The organism is Priestia koreensis (assembly GCF_022646885.1).
GTDB classification, from domain to species: Bacteria; Bacillota; Bacilli; order Bacillales; family Bacillaceae_H; genus Bacillus_AG; species Bacillus_AG koreensis_A.
This window is the reverse complement of record NZ_CP061868.1, coordinates 1,097,185-1,116,174: the sequence shown is the minus strand read 5'-3', so window position 1 is coordinate 1,116,174 and position 18,990 is coordinate 1,097,185. Positions and strand designations below refer to the sequence as shown.

Here is an 18,990-nt window from a genome sequence, read left to right as displayed (position 1 = left end):
AAGAAATCCCCCCTCTCTTAGTCTCTTAACTGTCTTCCTGTCAAATGTAAAAACACATCTTCAAGCGTGGGCGTTTTCACTTCTACCGATGTAATCATCACCTTACACTGATCAGCACTTTTAAATAACTCGGGTAAAATATGAACTTGCTTTGGTACCAACACCGTGACTACTTTATCTTGCACCATGACGTTTGAAATGGAAGGGTGATTTTTCAGAAGGTTTATAAATGATTCATCATGAATCGTGACTTTCATTTGAATCGTATTTTCAGCAGAGAGAATATTCTTAATTTCATCCTTTGTACCAGAAGCAATAATATCGCCTTTATCCATAATATAAATACGGTCACATAAATACTCCACTTCTTCCATGTAGTGACTCGTGTACAAAACCGTCATTTGTTTTTCTTCGTTTAAGCGTCGAACGGTTTCTAAAATATGATTCCGTGATTGTGGATCAATTCCTACTGTTGGTTCATCCATAATAATAATTTGAGGGTCATTCATTAGCGCAACTCCGATATTTAGACGGCGCTTCATTCCACCGGAAAATGTTTTGGCTTGATCGTTCTGACGATCGCTCAGTCCGATAATCTCTAATACCTCCTGTACCTTTTTACCAAGCTTCTCTCCTCGAAGTCCATGAAGCCTTCCAAAAAACATTAAATTTTCTTTTGCGCTTAGCTCCATATATACCGCTATTTCCTGAGGAACAATTCCTAAAATTTCGCGAAGCGTTTGCGGCTTTTTTAAAATACTTTCATTGAACACTCGAATATCACCGCTTGTGGGGGGAATAAGAGAAGAAATCATCGAGATCGTTGTGGATTTACCTGCACCGTTCGGCCCCAATAACCCCACTGTTTCTCCTTTTTCCAAAAATAAATTTACCCCGTTCACTGCTTTTGTTTTTTTATATTGTTTTGTTATATTCACCACTTCTAACATATTTCTCTCCTCCTTTGTTCTTTCTCTATCATAAGCTCCGGCTGGAGTTTTCTACACTTTCTTCCGTCACTGTTTTCGTTTTCTACCCATGACCTCCGTCACTTCTTTTCTCTTTTCATATAAAAAGACCCCGTGAACGGAGCCTTTTAAGCAAGATGGTGTCGAACTGCATAAATCGCAAGTTGCGTTCGATCTCGCAGTTCAAGCTTATTCAATACTTGCGTAATATGATTTTTGACTGTTCCAATGGACAAATACAGCTCATCAGCAATCTCTTTGTTCGTTTTCCCTTCTCCGACTAGCTTTGTAACAGCAAGCTCCCTCGGACTTAGGGGAATCTCTGAAACTTGAACGTTCGGCGTTTGCAGTAAGCGGGGAACGACTTTTGCTGCCACGTTATCATGAATAGTAAGACCCCCATTTAGACAGCTACGGATCGCTTCGATAAGCTTTGCAGGCTCCGCATCTTTGAGCATAAATCCGTTCGCTCCGTCCTTTAGCGCCTGCAGAGCATATTCATCATCATTAAAGGTTGTCAAAATAAGAATTTTCATCTGGGGATTAATCCCTTTTATTTTTCTAGTCGCTTCAAGTCCGTTCATAATCGGCATCCGAATGTCCATAACTACCATATCAATAATATGCTTATGCAACTGTGCAAGCGCCTCTTCTCCATTGCTTGCTTCAGCAACCACTTGAAAATCATCATCAATTTCAATCATCATTTTTAGTCCTTGCCTAACAATATGCTGATCCTCAACGAGTAGGATGTTCCACATGTTCTGGTCCCTCCACCTTCAAAAATCCTTCTATAACAAAGGTTGATTCTGTTTGATAAAATGCGACGCTTCCTTTTATTTCTTCAACACGATCTTTTAATCCTTTTAATCCGAATCCTGGTTGAAACGGAACGGGTTTATGTACGTTATTCACAATTTTAAAGGATAGATCTCCTATTGCACTTAGTCCTAGCGTCACGTGAACGTCTCGTGATGATCCGTAGCGCATCGCATTGGTTAATCCTTCTTGCATAATCCGGTATAAGACGACACTCTGCCGGTTTGATAATGGCAAAGACAATGCCCCCTGCTTCGTCGTAAACTCTACTTTCATGTGACTCTCAGATTCTAGTTTTCGAATTAAAAGAAGGACAGACGGAATGCCCGTTACTTCTTCATCCTTTAAGGTGCGTACTGCGCTTCTTGTTTCCTCTAAGCTTTCTTTTGCGAGCCGTTTAAGCGTCGGAGCAGCCTCTGCTGATGATTCGGGCTTTAAGATCATCATTTCGATTTGCATTAAAAGTGCGGTTAACTTATGCCCTACTGAATCATGCATATCACGCGCGATACGTGTTCTCTCTTGGATTCGGGCTCCCTGTTCATTTTTTAAAGCCATTCTTTTTATGTATCGATATTCGCCTAATAAGTGCTCATACAATTGCTGTTTTTCCGTCTTTTGTTGACGATTTTGACTTAACGCAAGCAATAAAAACATGAAGAGCAAAACGATCAAACCATCTTCAACAATGTAATTCATCGAATGGGAAAAGAGCAAAAGAATCATACTCACTACAGAAGAAAGAACGGTGTAGAGACGAGATGTTTTGTACGGAAGTTGAAAAACTGCCTCGAGCGCTAAGTATGCGACCAGCAGCACGGAGTAAAACGGATAGTTGTATCGAATGGCTGCTAATACAATAATAACGAGCCCCACTACATACCCGATGAAGGGCTGCTTTAAAATCGGTAATAAAAAATAAAAGAGCATAGATATACTTAACAATAAAAATGCTGTAATGATTCCAGAAAACGTATAGGGAATGGACAAAATAAAGAGAGTCCAAAGAAGCAAAAATAAGCCCCACCTACTCAAAAATATACGCACCTTTTCACCCCTTTTATCACTGAGCACGAGTCTATTTTGTAAAAAAGGATCATCTTCTCTCCAACCCACATGAGAATTAGATAGAAGACGATCCGAGTAATTAACGACTATAAAGTTTTGTTTGAAAACGATCAATGTCTGCATCCGCACCGATAATAATTAAAATATCTCCTTCTTGAATGAGCTCGGATGCCTGAGGAGATACAATAATCTCCTTCTCACGCTTAATCGCGACGATATTAATTCCATATTTCGCTCGAATATCAAGCTCAATTAGGGAATAACCCGCCATACGACTATTGGCAATGACTTCGATAATACTATGCTCATCAGACAGCTCCAGATAGTCAAGGACGCTGTTTGAAATAATATTATTCGCAATTCGTTTCCCCATATCACGTTCTGGATGAACGATTTTGTCTGCACCAATTTTTGATAGCACCTTTTCATGATAGTCATTTTGAGCTTTTACGGTGATTTTCTTAACTCCTAATTCCTTTAAGATAATCGTCGTTAAAATACTCGCTTGAATATTATCACCAATCGCTACAATGACGTGATCAAAATTACGAATGCCAAGGCTTTTTAACACCATCTCATCTGTCGTATCTCCCACTACAGCATGAGAGGCAATATTAGCGTATTGATTCACTTTATCTTCATCCATATCAATCGCTAAAACTTCCATTCCTTGATCACTAAGCGTCTGGCAAATGCTTCCGCCAAATCGACCTAATCCGATAACGGCAAATTCCTTCTTCACAAGAACTCCTCCATTATAAAAAGCTTCCATCTCAGTATGTACATACCTCTCTGATTGTATCATATATTTCTGTCTTTTATGCGATTTCTCTCCCACAAATAAAAGAAGGTAACACGATGGTTACCCTCTTTTTAATCAAGCTGACGTTGAGTCAATCATACGAAACTGTGCTTTGACTAATTCGTAATAGACGCCTTGCTGCCTCATCAGCTCCTCATGATTTCCAAACTCCTCAATTTCCCCATGATTTAAGACAAAGATTTTATCTGCCTCACGGATGGTTGAAAGACGATGAGCAATCATAATGGCTGTACGGCCCTTCAATAATGTTCGAAGCGCATTTTGAATAATGAGCTCAGTCTCAGTATCAATGCTTGCCGTTGCCTCATCTAGAATAATAATGCTTGGATCAGCAAGCAGCGTTCGCGCAAAGGATAAAAGCTGTCTCTCACCTACAGATAAGATATTTCCTCGCTCTTCTACTTCTGTATCGTAGCCATTTTTCAGCTTTAAAATAAAATCATCGGCCCCAACAGCTTTGGCAGCACGGATCACGTCTTCATCTGTTGCATCAGGACGTCCAAAGCGGATATTTTCCATAATGGTACCAGAAAAGATAAACGTATCCTGAAGTACCACACTGATGCGTGAGCGCAGGCTTGATACGGTCACATCACGAATATCAACCCCATCAATTTTTACCCTTCCGCTTGTTGGGTCGTAAAAACGCGTAATCAAGTTGGCAATCGACGTTTTCCCTGATCCCGTATGACCAACGAGCGCAACGGTTTCCCCAGCTTCCATCGTTAGAGAAATCCCTTTTAGTGCCAAGCGTTTTTGATCATAGGAAAATTCAACTTCATCAAATTCAATTTTCCCTTTAATCTCGTCTAAGTGCTTTGCATTGTCTTTTTCATCGACGAGCGGCTTTTCATCTAAAAATTCGAAAATACGCTCTGAAGACGCCATTCCCATTAAAAGCTGGTTGTAGACTTGCCCCATTCGAGAAATCGGCTCCCAAAACATTCCGAGATAAAAAGCAAACGAAACAAATTTCCCAATCGTCAACGATCCATCTGCGATAAGCGTTGTCCCGTACCATAATAAAATAGCTGTTCCAAGCGCGTTCGACATTTCCACAAACGGACGAAACATGGCATTTTTACGAGTAGCGCTTCGCCAGCTTTCGTATGTTTCGGTATTCACTCCATCAAAAAATGCGATATTTTCCGTTTCTTGATTAAATGCTTGCGTGACGCGGATTCCTTGAATGCTCTCATTCAGATGTGAATTCAGCTTCGCTTGCTTTAGTCGTACATTTTGCCAAGATCGACGAATATTGCGGCGCAGGCTCGTCGAAATGAAGAACATAAGCGGTAAAATGATCATGACAGCGATACTAAGCGATGGGCTTAAAGAGAATAAGACGGCAATAACACCAATAAGCAAAATCATATCCATCAGCAGGTTAATAACACCGCTCGTAAAAAGCTCCTGAAGGGAGTTAATATCATTCATGATTCGAACGAGGATAGAACCGGCTGATCGTGAATCAAAAAAGCGATGCGAAAGACTTTGTACGTGCGTAAACAAATGCTTTCGCAAATCATAAATCACGTTTTGGCCAAGCTGGTTCATCCAGCGAATCCGAAAAATATTAGCAATATAGGATACGAGATAAAGCCCAAAAATAATCGCCACAAGCGTCCATAACAAGTTTTGATCTTTGTTTTTAATCGCATGATCGAGCGTATATACCCCGATTAGAATAGGCGCTGCTAGTCGTACAATCGTCGTAATAATAACCGTTAAGAACGCAAGCGGAAGAAGTTTCTTGCGATAAGGTTTTAAGTAGCTGAACAAGCGTAGCATCTGTTTCCAGTTGAACGGCTTATCAATTACCTGATCGGTTGGGTAATAAAAACGATTTTTGACGAGTTTTTCTTTTGACTGTTTCATGTCCACACCTCCTATGCACTCGTAACCGCATGCTGATCTTGATATTGAATGTCATAAATCCGTTCATACGGTCCGTTATTTTTCAATAATTGTTCGTGTGTACCACGTTCCGCTACAATTCCATCGTTAAACACTAAAATTTCATCTGCGTGCTTTAACGAAGAAATGCGATGCGCGATAATAAACGTTGTACGGTTTTTCATTACTTCTTTTAATGCGAGTTGAATCTGATGTTCCGTTTCCATATCTACAGCACTTGTTGCATCATCTAATACGAGAATACTAGGGTTTAATAAAAGAGCACGAGCAATGGCGATACGCTGCTTCTGCCCTCCTGATAATCCTAATCCTCGTTCTCCGAGCATCGTATCATAGCCATCTGCAAGCTCCATAATAAACTCATGTGCTTGTGCACGCTTGGCAGCTTCAATGATTTCGTCCATCGTTGCTTCTGGACGACCATAGGCAATATTGGTTTTGATCGTTGAAGAAAAAAGAAACGTCTCTTGGAGTACAAAGCCAATGTGATGACGAAGGCTTGAAAGAGAATAGTCTTTAATATCTCGATCATCTAGCAAGATTTGGCCATCTTTCGGCTCATAAAATCTTGTAATAAGTCTTGTTAAGCTCGTTTTACCAGATCCGGTTGCACCAATTAACCCAATGACGCTGCCTGGATCTGCTTGAAATGATACGTTTTCAAGTGCCATTTTACTTTCATTCGGGTATTGAAGAGAAACGTTCTGAAACTGTACTTTTCCTTTTAAAGGCTGTAATTCTGCAACAGGTTCGTGTACCTTTTCTTCTTCACCCAAGATTTCTAATAAGCGCTCACCCGATGCTTTTGACTGCGAGAACATGTTAATTACGAACCCTAAGTTCATAATCGGCCACATTAAGTATGTAGTTAAGCTAAAAAAGGCTACTAATTCACCAGGTTTGACCGTTCCTTGCATCACTAAATAACCACCATAAGAAAGCAGTGCGACGACAGATAGGTTCCCGATAAATTCCATCAGCGGAAAATACTTCGCCCACACTTCAGACGTTTGCAAATAGCGGTCTTTATAATCAGCATTAGACTGGTTAAATTTATTCGTTTGGAACGATTCGCGCGATAGTGCTTTTACTGTATTAATTCCGCTTATATTCTCTTGTACATTTGTATTTAAACGACCAAACGTTTTTCGCACATCCCGAAATGCCGGGTGAACGCGTTTATCAAACTTATACACAACGATCGAGAGAAACGGTAAAGCGACGATTGTCGCGATCGTAAGCGGAACAGAATAGTAAAACATTACGCTAAAACTAGCAACAATTAAGAGTACAAACCGGATTAGCTCCGAAAAACCAAACGAAAGGAAAAAGCGAAATCCTTCCACATCTGCTGTTAAACGAGACATTAAATCACCCGTTTTTGCATTATCATAGTAGGAGAATGGTAGTACCTGTAGCTTTTTGTACAACGCGTTTCGCAATTCATACACGGAACGAATTCCAAATAAGTCTCCGTAGTATTGCTGAACGTACGTAGCTCCACCCTTCACTACCATAAGTAGTACAAAACCAATCGCTACATATGGAACTACCTGATAATTTTCCTTCAATACGACACTATCAATTGTGTATTGAAGCACAATTGGATAGACAACTGTGATTGCTGTTACAACAAATAAACAAAGAACTGACCAATAAAAATAGGATCGAAAAGGCAAGTAAAAACCCTTTAGTTTTTTAAACGTCTCCATAGCATCCTCCTTCTTCCATTTTTTATTCAAATTGGAAAACGTATTATTAAATATATCGGTTTTCGAAATAAATTTCCATACTTTTTTGTATTTTTTAAAATATTTTAAAAAAGTAATATTTTCTGTTATTTTAAGTCCCGATACATGGCATGATGTAGTTATAGAATACGCGTAACAAAGAAAGTCAGCGACCGCCATTGGATTGAACTTCTCTACGACTTTAGACGTAGAAAAAAGACCACGCTTATACGTGGTCTTCTTTCTTCTCTATTTTTTTTCTACCGCATGTCCACCAAATTCATTGCGTAGAGCCGCCACCACTTTCCCAGTAAACGTATCATCTTCTAATGAGCGATAGCGCATGATAAGAGACAGCGCAATGACCGGTGTTGGTACTTGAAGATCCAGCGCAGTTTCCAACGTCCACTTTCCTTCTCCAGACGAATTCATAATGCCACGAATATTGGAGAGCTTTGGATCTTTTGAAAAAGCTCTTTCCATCAGTTCAACTAACCATGAGCGAATGACTGATCCATGATTCCATACGCGAGCGACACCTTCAAAATCATAATCAAATTCACTCTTCTCTAACACATCAAATCCTTCAGCAATCGCCTGCATCATTCCGTACTCGATGCCATTGTGCACCATTTTCAAGAAATGACCGCTTCCAACAGCACCGGTGTACAAGTAGCCTTTTTCAACATTAATGTCTTGGAAGATCGGCTCGATCGTTTTGAAGACCGATTCATCCCCTCCGATCATCATACAGGCTCCGTGACGAGCTCCTTCCATTCCTCCACTTGTTCCAACATCAAAGTAGTGAATGCCTTTTTTCTTTGCTTCGTCTGCACGTCGCAGTGAATCTTTGTAAAATGCATTCCCTCCGTCAATGAGGATATCATCTGCTTCCATATAAGTAAGAAGCTTCTCGATCACGCTCTCTGTAATTTCACCCGCAGGAACCATCATCCAAACGATACGGGGCTTGCTTAAACTTTCAACAAGCTCTTGAAGTGAATGTGCACCGGTTGCTCCTTCACCCTCAATTTTTTTAACTGCCTCATCGTTTACATCAAACGCTACGACTTTGTGCTTGTGATCAAGTAAGTTCAACACTAAGTTTGCACCCATTTTCCCTAAGCCTACCATACCTAATTTCATTTTATGTATCCTCACTTTCATTCCTAAATCATTCGACTTTTTCACTATCTATCTTTTCCTTAATGACGAAAAGCATGTAGAAAACTTTCTATAGGCATTATAAAAAGCGTGAGAGTAGTACTCACGCTTCCTCCTTATTCGTTTTTCACCTCAGCCAGTATCCGTTGAAGCCGTTTTTTTAGCACCTTCATTCCACTTCCACCTGCTTGAAAATGACGGAGCCGACCATCATGATCAAACAAATAATAAGCGGGGACATATTGATTGTCAAAAGCTGCTGTTAACGTATGCTGATGATCGACAAAAATGGGCTGAGTCATTTTCTCTTCTGCTGCTATACGCTGGATTTCTTCTGTATTTAAATCAGCTTTTGAGCGAGGCATATGAACCGCGACTACATGAAGCTGGTCTTGATAAAGATCACGTAAATCATTAATATGTGACATGGCTTCTTTACATAAATGACAGCTCATCGACCAAAAATGAATTAACGTTGCTTTTTTCCCTATAAGCTGTTCTGTAGACGTCTCTCCATTGATCCACATGCTTGCCCCAACTAACTCTGGCATTGTATCACGCAGTTTCATTTTGGCTCCCCCCCTCTTATTAGTTTATTGTGATCTATGCACTTTATTAGTAAAGAATGACGGACTACTTGTTTTTCGTCCTGTTGTTCCGGAAGGGTCGGCGAGTTTAGTCCTAATTCAATCTTCTCTTGTACATTTTAGGCATCTTTGGTAAAGCTATATATGGATAACATTTTTGTAGTTTATTGCTACAAAGATGAGGGAAAAGGGCAATATACATATTCTTTGCACTTCGAATTAAGAAAGGATGATTACTGTAATGTGGGATAAGCTTAACCTGCAACAATTTGAATGGGAGGCGCTGTTAGCTAACGCGGGAATTGTTATATTAAAGCTCATTGGCCTTCTCATCGCATTTGCTATTCTTCGCTCAATCGGTCAAAAAATCATTGAGCGTTCATTTACAAAAGCAATGGAGCGTGACAATATTTCAAATGGTCGCGCCTTAACGTTAAAAAGCTTAATTGCAAACGTCTTTAGCTACGTGCTGATCTTTATTTTTGTCGTTATGATTTTCGAAACATTCGGCGTCCATGCAACCGCACTGCTTGCTGGTGCTGGAGTAGTAGGACTTGCCATCGGGTTTGGTGCGCAAGGTCTTGTGAGCGACATTGTGACAGGCTTTTTTCTGTTACTAGAAAAACAATTAGACGTGGGAGACTACGTGACAACAGGAAGCTTCTCAGGTATCGTTGAAGCCGTAGGGCTTCGCACAACCCATATCCGAGGTTTTGATGGAACGCTTCATTATGTTCCAAACCGTGAAATCACTAGCTTAAGTAACCATTCACGAGGCACTATGCGTGCGCTGATTGATATTGGTATTTCATATGACGATGACATCGACCGTGCAATTACGGTCCTTCAAGAGACGTGTGACCGCATTGCCCTTGAAAATGAAAACATCGTAGACGGACCAAACGTAGTCGGTGTGCAAGATCTTGGTTCTTCAGACGTTGTAATTCGTATTATTGGGAAAACGGTAAACGGAGAGCAGTGGGGCGTGGAACGTCAGCTGCGTAAAGCAATCAAAGAAGCGCTTGATGCAAATGGAATCGATATTCCGTACCCACATCAAGTGTTCGTAAAAAAAGAAGAAGGCACTCAACCATCTTCACAAACGACTTAAAAAAGGATGCCGATTGGCATCCTTTTTTTTATCCTTGTACTCTTGAGCCTACTTGCTCACAAATTTCATTTGCCGTTAATCCGCTTGCTTGAATAACAGATCCTTGTGTTACCGTGTTGGAAATTCCCATCACGTTTTGATCTTGTCCTGTAATAACGCAGCAATCACAGCCCTGTGCATCGCTTTCTTGATGAAGCTGAACCACTTCATGCCCCATTTCTTGTAATGCTTGCTGTACGTCCGTTAAACCTGCTTCTACACCAATTTTAGCCATTGATTTTTACCTCCGTAAATGTGGTATCGCTTATGAAGCGTCATAAACCACTACTATAAAAAGTAGCGTGTACCTTTATAAGCTGTCCCCATGAGAGGTAAATTATACAAAATTTTAGCGCGTGCCTTTTTTTCTCATATACTGTGTGACTAGTGAAACCGCAACATCGATCGCTTTTTCATCTGGTTTAAGCTTTGAGTGGTGCAAGCCGTATTCAGACTGCACGCCTAGCCAAAACATAAATCCAGGAATATCTTTTAGCAAATACCCGAAATCTTCACCCGTCATCGCTTCTTTGCACTCAATAAGCTTTACATCTGTTTCGTTCTCTACAAAATTCATAAACGAGCGCGTTTCTGCTCCATGATTGTAGACCTGATGATACATCGCACCGTAGTCAATCTCTGTCTGACATTGATAACCTACTTCTACCCCTTTTACGAGCGCTTCAATTCGTTCCTTTACTCTTTTCATAGACTCTGGTGAAAGGGTGCGAATCGTCCCCTCAAGACGTGCTTTTTCTGCAATAATATTTTGGACAGTTCCACCCGTAATTTTCCCTATTGTGATTACCGCACTATCTAAAGGGTCCACATTACGTGCTACAACAGACTGTAGCTGTGAAACGAGCGAACAAGCAGCCACTACCATGTCATTTGCTTGGTGAGGATAAGCGGCATGACCGCCCTTCCCCTTTAAGTCAATATAGAGCTCTGACGTGTTCGCAAATAAAAGTCCTTCCTTCGTTGCAATGGTTCCAACAGGATATTCCGGTGCTACGTGAAGCGCCATCATGAAATCAGGCATCCATTCTTTCATAACGTCACTTTCTAGCATCGGCTGTGCACCACCTGGGCCTTCCTCTGCTGGTTGAAATAAAAAGAGTACATGATCATCAATTGGATGTTCAACGATATGCGTAAGAACACCTAGCGCTATCGTCATATGAACATCATGACCACAAGCATGCATCATTCCCTCGTGCACAGACTGAAAATGATATCCCGTCTCTTCCGTAATAGGCAACCCGTCAATATCTGTTCGATAGCCAATCGTTTGAGTAGGGTTAAGTCCGAGCACCTTTACAAAAATTCCTGTTCTCCACTCTTTGATTTCCAAACGTTCTGATGGGAGACTATGTATGTAGTTCAGTAAATATCGCTGCGTTTTTGTTTCCTGAAATCCTAACTCAGGAATTTGGTGTAATTCACGTCTGATTTGGATTAATTGTTCTGTGTTCATTCCTTTTTCCTCCTACTGTTACCTCACTATACACAAAGAGCGCGGAACATCTCCACGCTCTTTGCCAACTATCAACATCTTTAAGCTTGTTTTTATTCTTCGCCTAGTTGACGAAGCTCTTGCTTAATTTCTGTTTTTGATTTTGTTTTCTCGTCGATTTCTTTAATCACGCGAGCTGGAGTTCCTGCTACAACTGTGTATGGAGGAACGTCATTTACTACGATTGCACCTGCTGCTACAACCGCACCTTTTCCTACCGTTACACCTTCAAGAACAACCGCATTTGCTCCTACTACTACATCGTCTTCAATGACAACTGGCTTAGCAGAAGGTGGCTCAATAACGCCAGCAAGAACAGAACCTGCACCGATATGACAGTTTTTACCTACTGTTGCACGCCCACCAAGAACAACGTTCATGTCGATCATTGTTCCTTCACCGATAACAGAACCGATGTTAATAGAAGCACCCATCATGATTACGGCATTGTCACCAATTTCGACTTGATCACGAATGATTGCACCTGGCTCAATGCGTGCTTTGATGCCTTTCATATCAAGTAATGGAATTGCTGAGTTACGACGGTCATTTTCAACCACGTAGTCTTCAATTTTTCCTTCGTTTGCTTCTAACGCTGCTTTGATGTCTTTCCATTCACCGAAAACAACACCAGAGTTTCCGTTCACAAATGTCTTCGAATCTGCACCGAAATCGATGCCTTCTACTTCACCTTTTACATATACTTTTACAGGTGTTGATTTAGTACTATTTTGAATAAATGAAATAATTTCATTTGCATCCATCATTTTCATTATGTATTTCCTCCTTAAGTAAGCTACATTCTTTACTAATTTAACAAACTGCACTCTTCATGACAAGCTTGAACTTTGATTAATTCACCAATAGTTGTGGATCTTTGCGCGTTGCGTGTCACTTATTAGTAGAACGTCTCTCTACAGGTTAGTAGCTTATCTTTACAGCAAACGAGCCTATGCAACCTTTGACTCTACTAGGGTCTTACTATTAGTATTTGTCTAAATGTTCCTTCACATACTGTTGCACGACCTCTACAAAGGCTTTTACCTGTTTTAAATGGAAGGTGGATTCATAGCCAATCAGCCACGTATCACGCGTTAGGGGGTTCCCATGTTCATCGAGTAGCGGAATGCGATTAATTCGCTTATCTTCCTTCGTCAGAGCGATTGAAGGCAAAATAGCAAATCCAATTCCATTAAGCGCCATTTGCTTACACGTTTCAATTTGGTCGACCACAATCGTACGCTTTGGACTCGTTTGGAATTGCTGATGCCACCATTCTTGAATTTCTTGATAGTACGTTGAGTCACTTTTAAACTGAATGAACGGCTTGTCCGTTGTTGCAAGCTGCTCAAGTGATGTAATGTCAGTGTCTACAAGGTTCAACGTATCAGTTAAAATATGTTCCTTCACACCTTTCCAATCAGGATTTCCTCTAATAATTCCAAGGTGAACTTGATCTTCATATAGGTACTGAAGCATTTCACTGCTCCATCCCGTCACAAGGGAGACTTTTGCATGCGGATATTCCTCTACAAACCGCTTCAAAATTTGTGGAATCCAGTGCTGACCAATAATGGAGGCAACGGCCAACTTGAGCGTCCCATATACTTGTGTATTCAGCGCCTGTATTTCCTCTTTCACCTTCTCTTGCTTTTCAACTACCTCTTTTGCAAACTGAACGATTTTTTCTCCTGCTGGTGTTAACGCCAAGCCTTTTTGAGAGCGGATAAAAATTTTCGTCTCCCATGCGCGTTCAATTGTCTGAAGACGTTGCGACAGAGCAGGTTGAGAAACAAACAGACGCTCGGACGCTTTTCTCATATTTAGTTCTTCTGCTAAAACCATCAGCATCTTATATTCGATTAATTGCATAACCATGCCCTTCCTTTGGTTTATTCAATAAGTTTTACTTATAGTATAACTGATTTTTTTCAATATTTCATTATGATCATTCTACGAATACAATAAAGAAGAAGCAGGTTTTCATATGGAAAGGTGAGGATGCAATCATGGTTTTAGTTCTCGTGGGGTTTATTGCAACATTTATTGGAACATTGTGTGGAAGCGGAGGATTAATTAACGTACCAGCTATGCTGCTGCTTGGTATTCCAATTCATACGGTAATTTCTTCTAACAAATTTTCAAATACCATTAGCTCTTTTTCTAGTTTTTTTGTTCTTCTCAAAAATAAAACGATTCAACTAAAGCACGCTTTGTGGATGGCACCTTTCAGTTTTTTAGGTGGTGTAACTGGTGGGAAAATTACGCTCTATATTAGTGCTCATACGATGCAGATTGTTGCTATTTGCCTCCTAAGTTTTGCTCTGCTTTTAAACTTCTTAAAAAAACCCACACAAAAAGATGATGTCACTACTAAACCAAAGCCTATGACGTTTCCTGCTATATTTGGCATTGGGATGTATGACGGCATGTTCGGTCCTGGTCAAGGAACACTGTTGATGTATACCTTTTTACAACAAGGACTTTCATATCTGAAAGCAATGGCATTTACCCGCTTTCAAACCTTTCTGAGCTGTTTAGGTGCATTCATAACGTATGTCTCGTCTCCTTACTTTAATTGGGGCGTCGCACTCCCATTAGCCGTAGGATCTTTTTTAGGCGCACAGCTTGCTGTCCAACTCGCCCCTAAACTACCAAAAACTTATCTCGTCTGGCTTTTGCGCCTCGTGACATTTCTATTAATTGTCCAGCTCACCTATCAACTCATTCAAAAATCGATGTAATCCACGCAAAATAAAAAGCAATCTTTACAAGACTGCTTTTTTGCTTGAATCATCATTTTTATTTACACGACATTCTATGTATAGTTACATGTCACATAATCGATTGTATAGCGAAGCGATCTTTTGATATTGAAGTTGGTCTACTCTTTTTAATCCCTGCTCAATATCATTAATGTGGCTGCTGACAATCTCAACAGCATATTGTTGTTCAAATAAGACGTTTAACAGTAACTGTGCTTCTTCTTGTGTAAGTGTGACTACATTCTTGACGCTCATAACCGTCCCCCCAGTTTCATCATCAAGTATTCAAACTTTCAAAAAAGTTCGATTATTTGACACAATTTAAGTCTAGAGTTTTTTTGCTGATGTGTCAATATTACGTTTTCGATATTTTTTTCGCTTTTTTTACACTATTCGACTTTTTTTGCAAATCTCCAACGCTTACTTCATCCTTGTATTTCAGAGCAAAACGAGCGCATAAAAAAAGAACGACTCTCAAAAATTTAAGCAGTCGTTCTTTCATTTTTTTAGTTAATTAGTTCAAAAATTTCAATTGCAATCATATCAACGTTATCGAATTGATATACTTTTGGTTTTTCGCCATCAACGTATACTTCTAGCTCATATGTTTCTGCTTTTTCATGGTATTTCACACTACAAATACGTTTTCCTTCTACTTCAAAAAAACGTTGTGGTGCTTCACCATTACCTGCTTGTTCACGAAGATTTATTAAACGAGTTAAAATACCTTGTAACTGTGACATTCACTTGACTCCTTTCTACCTGTCTTTAATCATTAGGTTTTGCTACTGACATTTTTCTATGCCATTACCTAAAGAAAGACAACATACGTTTAAACTATATGCTACCTTATCCAAAAACTCAAGGGATTTCAGGATAATTCTTTAAACTACTCTCATATTTCTAGCCTTATTCACTAAAATTATCTATAATGTAGATACTATTTCCTCACAAGAATAGTAATCATTGCACTACACACTGTAGGCATATTTTAAAGTAAGGATGGTTTTTATGAAAAAAGTAGAAGTGTATTCACAGCCTGAATGTCCACCATGTCAAGTTGTTAAGCAGTTTTTAACGCATCATCAAATTAACTTTACCGAGTTTGATGTTTCTACTGACAAAGCAGCCAGAGAACGAATGATTCATACTTTTCAAGCTTATTCTACTCCTACCGTTAAAGTAGATGATGATCTCGTAATCGGTTTTAACTTACCGAAACTAGAAGAATTATTAAATCTCTAATACGAATTCATGGCAGACCTTCTCACGTAGAAGGTCTGCTTTTTTAATCAGCTTTAATTTCATGAAGCGTTTTGACCGAACGCACTGGCTTCTCTTTGCTGAAGGTATACTGAACAATTTTCCACTGCGGTCCGTACAGCTTTAGCGTAATCATTTCATAGCGGTCACCGTATTTGACCGGTCCATCGGTTTCATCAGGAAAATATTCGTATACGTACAACTTATGTTTTTGATCATCGTAGAGCATTTTCGTATCATCGTTATAAGAAAAATACGGAATGTAGTACGGGGAAAGATCTCCCCCATAGCTAATATAGCCCTGTGCTTCTTTTACCACGTTCTCTTTTAGAAATTGATCTGTATATGATTTTGAAAAATAAGGGGTTAACACTCTTTCTGTTTCCGCTCTCGTGTGGTAAGCTTCACTCAGCTTTAGCTGCGCTTGAAACGCATCATGCATAAAAGTAAATACTTCAATTCGCGAGGGTTGAACGGTGTTCACCTTTGCGCTCGCACAATTCCCTGTCCAAAAAGTCATCAGCAAAGCTAGCACGATAATGGCTTGTTTTTTCATTTTATCTCGCTCCTTCTTTCCATATTATTTGTAAACAATCGCCATCACGGCAACAATTCCTAAAAAGATTAAAAAACCAACAATATAGACAAGAAAGATGGGATTTCGCATGTAAGGTCGTTCTTGCACACGCTCGCTAACCGCACTGTCTAACTCCCCATCCAAAAGGCGCTGCTTACGTCCAATTAAATACGTATAAAGCAATCCGCCTAAAATAATGACGACAGCCGCTATCGCTAATATCGGTATAAGTCCCATGACTTTTTTCCTCCCTTATAGATTAGACGTGATATGTATGTTAGTTTTCCAAATATAAACAAACAATATACAAATAAAAGCCTTCTACCGCTCAAGGGCGGTAGAAGGCTTTATGAAATGTTCAAAGCGCATCTTGCTCATATAAATAGTCATATGATAAGTCCACAAAAAGATAGTGCTGGTGATCAATGGGATAGGAAAACGTTCGAATATTTTCACCTGTTTCAATATCGCTATACACATCTGACAAAATTCCTTTTTTATCCACGCTCATGCGGATAATATTTGCTAAAAAGTACGGACGCCAACTCCAATTTTTCAGCATATACTCTGGTTCAAGCTCCCACGTATCGTTATGCTTTACAATATTGGCTGACTTTTGAAAGCCATTTTCATCACACACGTAAATTCGAAAACTAGAATTTGTTAAATGAGAAGCAACAAGCGCAATCATCTCGTCATAGCTCTCCACTTTTTTGCCCTTCACCATAATACGCTGAAGCTGCTCTTCAAAGATTTGTGACAAATGGTAAATAGACAGCAGGCGCTTTTTTTCATGGGAAATAAACATTTCGAATTGCTGTCTTAATTTATCCTTCAGCAAGTTTGCCTCTTGAATATCTGGAGATGGCTTATGTAGATAAAATCCTTGAAAATATCGTCCGCCGTTCCGCCATGCATACTGAAGCTGAAAGGATGCTTCAATCTCTTCATATAGTAAGGTAGCTCCCACTTTTCTCGCTAAGAGAGCTAGCGAATACAGAACGTCTTGATAGGCTTGTGGCATCGATGTTTTACGCATCGTATGCAAATCAATTTTCAAAATATCGGGTGCGAGTAAGCCAATACGATCCAGGTTACTGCTCTCTTTCCCAATATTATCAACCGCGACCTTAATGCCGTAGGTTCGGTAATACGTCAGCAGATGGTGAAGCTGTTCAATATCGCCTTCAAAATCATGCTCCGTCACTTCTAGTACGATACGGTTTAAGGAGAGACCTCTTTCTTCAAAGGACTGTAGCAATGACAGCAGTGTTTCACCATGATCATTCATCAGCAGATTGGCGTTTTGATTAATAAATAGCATATACGCCTCTGGACTCGTCAATGCGTGCTCTAAAGCGAGGGATAAAACGACTCGATCTACATCAATTCGGTACTCATCTGGAATGGATTCATCCTGAAAGAAAGGACCTAAGCTCTCTACTCCGTTTTCTGTTTGAATTCTTGCTAACACCTCGTAGCCAACAATGGTATGCTCATCTGCGCTAAAAATAGCTTGATAATAAGGAAAAACATTTTCTAAGCTCGTTAATACGTCAAGTGGATCCATACCACACCTCCATTCTTTTTCTACGATGTGTTTCATATGGACTTTTACACACCCATGGTTTTAGCTTCTCATCACCCGAAAAGGTTCAAGAACATTCATAATATTCAATAGTATAATATGGATATCGCATTTACGCTAGTGCCATCTCCACTAGAAGGAAAAGGGATAAGTCATGTGACTTATCCCCTTCACCAAAGCAGTATATCACTATCTTTTTCCTTACGCACATATGTAGAAAAAGAATGGTACTCTTAAAATGGGTGCGGACTTAACCACTGACCACCATCCATTGTAATACAGTCGCCATTAATGTAAGCGGCTTCATCTGAGAACAAGAAGGAAGCCAACGCAGCGATTTCTTCCGGTGTCCCTAGTCGACCTAGTGGAACCGAATTTAACGTACGTTTTGCCGCTTCTTCTGATTCCCAGAGCTTGTCTGCTCCACCTGTACGTTCAATTGGTCCAGGTGCAATAGCGTTCACACGAATTCCGTATTTTTTCCCCCACTCTACAGCTAGGGTACGAGTCATCGTTAATACCCCAGACTTTGCACAAGCCGAATGAAGAACACCAGCTCCAGCATTCCAAGCATACGTAGCAACAATGTTAATAATGCTTCCTTTGATATTGCGTTCAATCCAGTAGTTCCCGACTGCTGAACTACAATAGAAGGTACCATTTAATACGATATCAATGACGCTGTTCCATCCATTCACGCTTAGTTTTTCAGCTGGGCAGATGAAATTTCCTGCTGCGTTATTCACCAAATAATCAATTCGGCCAAACGCTTCATCTGTCGCTTTGACCATATGAGCCACGTGCTCAGGCTGACGCACATCCATTGGTACAACCAATACTTGTCCATCAAACGTTTCAATTTCTGTTTTTACTTTTTGTAATTTCTCCTCGGTACGACCTGTGATGACTACATAAGCGCCGTCCTTCGCGAAACGCTGCGCCATATATTTCCCCATACCACTAGATCCACCTGTTACAATAACAACCTTGTTTTTCATTCTCCATCCCCCTTGATGAAAATTTTAACTGCTATCATACTCATTTTACCTTTTTTC

Annotated in this window: 21 protein-coding genes; 3 read left to right on the top strand and 18 right to left on the bottom strand. The window is 40.0% G+C overall.

The features are described from left to right. Positions 1-17: 17 nt before the first annotated feature. From IE339_RS05500 to IE339_RS05465, 8 genes are all read right to left on the bottom strand, one after another. Positions 18-950, bottom strand: coding sequence for an ABC transporter ATP-binding protein (locus tag IE339_RS05500; protein ID WP_242174298.1), 933 nt, complete (start codon positions 948-950; stop codon positions 18-20). Positions 951-1,096: 146 nt separating this feature from the next. Then, positions 1,097-1,729, bottom strand: coding sequence for a response regulator transcription factor (locus IE339_RS05495; protein WP_242174295.1), 633 nt, complete (start codon positions 1,727-1,729; stop codon positions 1,097-1,099). After that, positions 1,707-2,822: a sensor histidine kinase gene (locus IE339_RS05490; protein WP_242174293.1), complete on the bottom strand. Its 1,116-nt coding sequence runs from the start codon at positions 2,820-2,822 to the stop codon at positions 1,707-1,709. Before IE339_RS05490 ends, IE339_RS05495 begins: the two co-directional genes overlap by 23 nt. Positions 2,823-2,934: 112 nt before the next feature. Then, on the bottom strand, positions 2,935-3,627 hold the full coding sequence (locus IE339_RS05485) for a potassium channel family protein (RefSeq protein ID WP_277933965.1): 693 nt from the start codon (positions 3,625-3,627) through the stop codon (positions 2,935-2,937). 105 nt (positions 3,628-3,732) lie between these two features. Continuing rightward, on the bottom strand, positions 3,733-5,556 hold the full coding sequence (locus IE339_RS05480) for an ABC transporter ATP-binding protein (RefSeq protein ID WP_242174289.1): 1,824 nt from the start codon (positions 5,554-5,556) through the stop codon (positions 3,733-3,735). An 11-nt stretch (positions 5,557-5,567) separates the two neighbouring features. Next, the gene (locus IE339_RS05475; RefSeq protein ID WP_242174287.1) at positions 5,568-7,307 is read right to left on the bottom strand and encodes an ABC transporter ATP-binding protein; all 1,740 of its coding nucleotides are present in this window, start codon (positions 7,305-7,307) and stop codon (positions 5,568-5,570) included. Between the two features lie 267 nt (positions 7,308-7,574). After that, the gene (gene gnd, locus IE339_RS05470) at positions 7,575-8,492 is read right to left on the bottom strand and encodes a phosphogluconate dehydrogenase (NAD(+)-dependent, decarboxylating) (protein WP_277933964.1); all 918 of its coding nucleotides are present in this window, start codon (positions 8,490-8,492) and stop codon (positions 7,575-7,577) included. Between the two features lie 113 nt (positions 8,493-8,605). Further along, positions 8,606-9,058, bottom strand: a complete 453-nt coding sequence (locus IE339_RS05465; protein WP_242174283.1) for a TlpA family protein disulfide reductase — start codon at positions 9,056-9,058, stop codon at positions 8,606-8,608. A gap of 259 nt (positions 9,059-9,317) precedes the next feature. On the opposite strand from IE339_RS05465, the gene IE339_RS05460 reads away from it, so the two are divergent. Beyond that, the gene (locus IE339_RS05460; protein ID WP_242174281.1) at positions 9,318-10,187 is read left to right on the top strand and encodes a mechanosensitive ion channel family protein; all 870 of its coding nucleotides are present in this window, start codon (positions 9,318-9,320) and stop codon (positions 10,185-10,187) included. A gap of 28 nt (positions 10,188-10,215) precedes the next feature. On the opposite strand, the gene IE339_RS05455 is transcribed toward IE339_RS05460, so the two are convergent. The 4 genes from IE339_RS05455 to IE339_RS05440 all read right to left on the bottom strand — a co-directional run bounded on the left by IE339_RS05455 (position 10,216) and on the right by IE339_RS05440 (position 13,614). Further along, positions 10,216-10,461 (bottom strand): YkuS family protein, encoded by a 246-nt coding sequence (locus tag IE339_RS05455; protein ID WP_242174279.1) that lies wholly within the window; start codon positions 10,459-10,461, stop codon positions 10,216-10,218. 114 nt (positions 10,462-10,575) lie between these two features. Next, a complete protein-coding gene (locus IE339_RS05450) occupies positions 10,576-11,703 on the bottom strand; it encodes an N-acetyldiaminopimelate deacetylase (RefSeq protein WP_242174276.1) in 1,128 nt (375 codons plus the stop codon). Positions 11,704-11,795: 92 nt separating this feature from the next. Continuing rightward, positions 11,796-12,515, bottom strand: a complete 720-nt coding sequence (gene dapD, locus IE339_RS05445; protein WP_053399731.1) for a 2,3,4,5-tetrahydropyridine-2,6-dicarboxylate N-acetyltransferase — start codon at positions 12,513-12,515, stop codon at positions 11,796-11,798. Between the two features lie 211 nt (positions 12,516-12,726). Further along, positions 12,727-13,614: a transcriptional regulator CcpC gene (locus IE339_RS05440; RefSeq protein WP_242174274.1), complete on the bottom strand. Its 888-nt coding sequence runs from the start codon at positions 13,612-13,614 to the stop codon at positions 12,727-12,729. A gap of 137 nt (positions 13,615-13,751) precedes the next feature. Here IE339_RS05440 and IE339_RS05435 point away from each other — a divergent pair, with 137 nt between their 5' ends. Then, entirely contained in the window at positions 13,752-14,486 is a 735-nt protein-coding gene (locus tag IE339_RS05435; protein WP_242174272.1) for a sulfite exporter TauE/SafE family protein, read from the top strand. An 84-nt stretch (positions 14,487-14,570) separates the two neighbouring features. Here the strand turns inward: IE339_RS05435 and abbA are convergent, their stop codons facing one another. Together abbA and IE339_RS05425 are read right to left on the bottom strand one after the other, a co-directional pair. Further along, the gene (gene abbA, locus IE339_RS05430; protein WP_053399728.1) at positions 14,571-14,762 is read right to left on the bottom strand and encodes an antirepressor AbbA; all 192 of its coding nucleotides are present in this window, start codon (positions 14,760-14,762) and stop codon (positions 14,571-14,573) included. Positions 14,763-15,013: 251 nt separating this feature from the next. Further along, complete coding sequence (locus IE339_RS05425) at positions 15,014-15,250, bottom strand: YkuJ family protein (RefSeq protein ID WP_053399727.1); 237 nt, start codon at positions 15,248-15,250, stop codon at positions 15,014-15,016. A 268-nt stretch (positions 15,251-15,518) separates the two neighbouring features. Between IE339_RS05425 and IE339_RS05420 the strand changes: the two genes are divergently transcribed. Then, positions 15,519-15,752 carry a glutaredoxin domain-containing protein gene (locus IE339_RS05420; RefSeq protein WP_242174269.1) on the top strand — a complete coding sequence of 78 codons (234 nt, stop codon included), beginning with the start codon at positions 15,519-15,521 and terminating at the stop codon, positions 15,750-15,752. Between the two features lie 43 nt (positions 15,753-15,795). Here IE339_RS05420 and IE339_RS05415 read toward each other — a convergent pair whose 3' ends face one another. The 4 genes from IE339_RS05415 to fadH form a co-directional block, all read right to left on the bottom strand. Further along, complete coding sequence (locus IE339_RS05415) at positions 15,796-16,326, bottom strand: DUF3993 domain-containing protein (protein WP_242174267.1); 531 nt, start codon at positions 16,324-16,326, stop codon at positions 15,796-15,798. Positions 16,327-16,350: 24 nt separating this feature from the next. Beyond that, positions 16,351-16,584 carry a hypothetical protein gene (locus IE339_RS05410; RefSeq protein ID WP_242174266.1) on the bottom strand — a complete coding sequence of 78 codons (234 nt, stop codon included), beginning with the start codon at positions 16,582-16,584 and terminating at the stop codon, positions 16,351-16,353. Positions 16,585-16,705: 121 nt separating this feature from the next. After that, on the bottom strand, positions 16,706-17,917 hold the full coding sequence (locus IE339_RS05405; protein WP_242174263.1) for an EAL-associated domain-containing protein: 1,212 nt from the start codon (positions 17,915-17,917) through the stop codon (positions 16,706-16,708). 251 nt (positions 17,918-18,168) lie between these two features. After that, positions 18,169-18,933: a 2,4-dienoyl-CoA reductase gene (gene fadH / locus IE339_RS05400; protein ID WP_242174261.1), complete on the bottom strand. Its 765-nt coding sequence runs from the start codon at positions 18,931-18,933 to the stop codon at positions 18,169-18,171. Between the last annotated feature and the right edge of the window lie 57 nt (positions 18,934-18,990).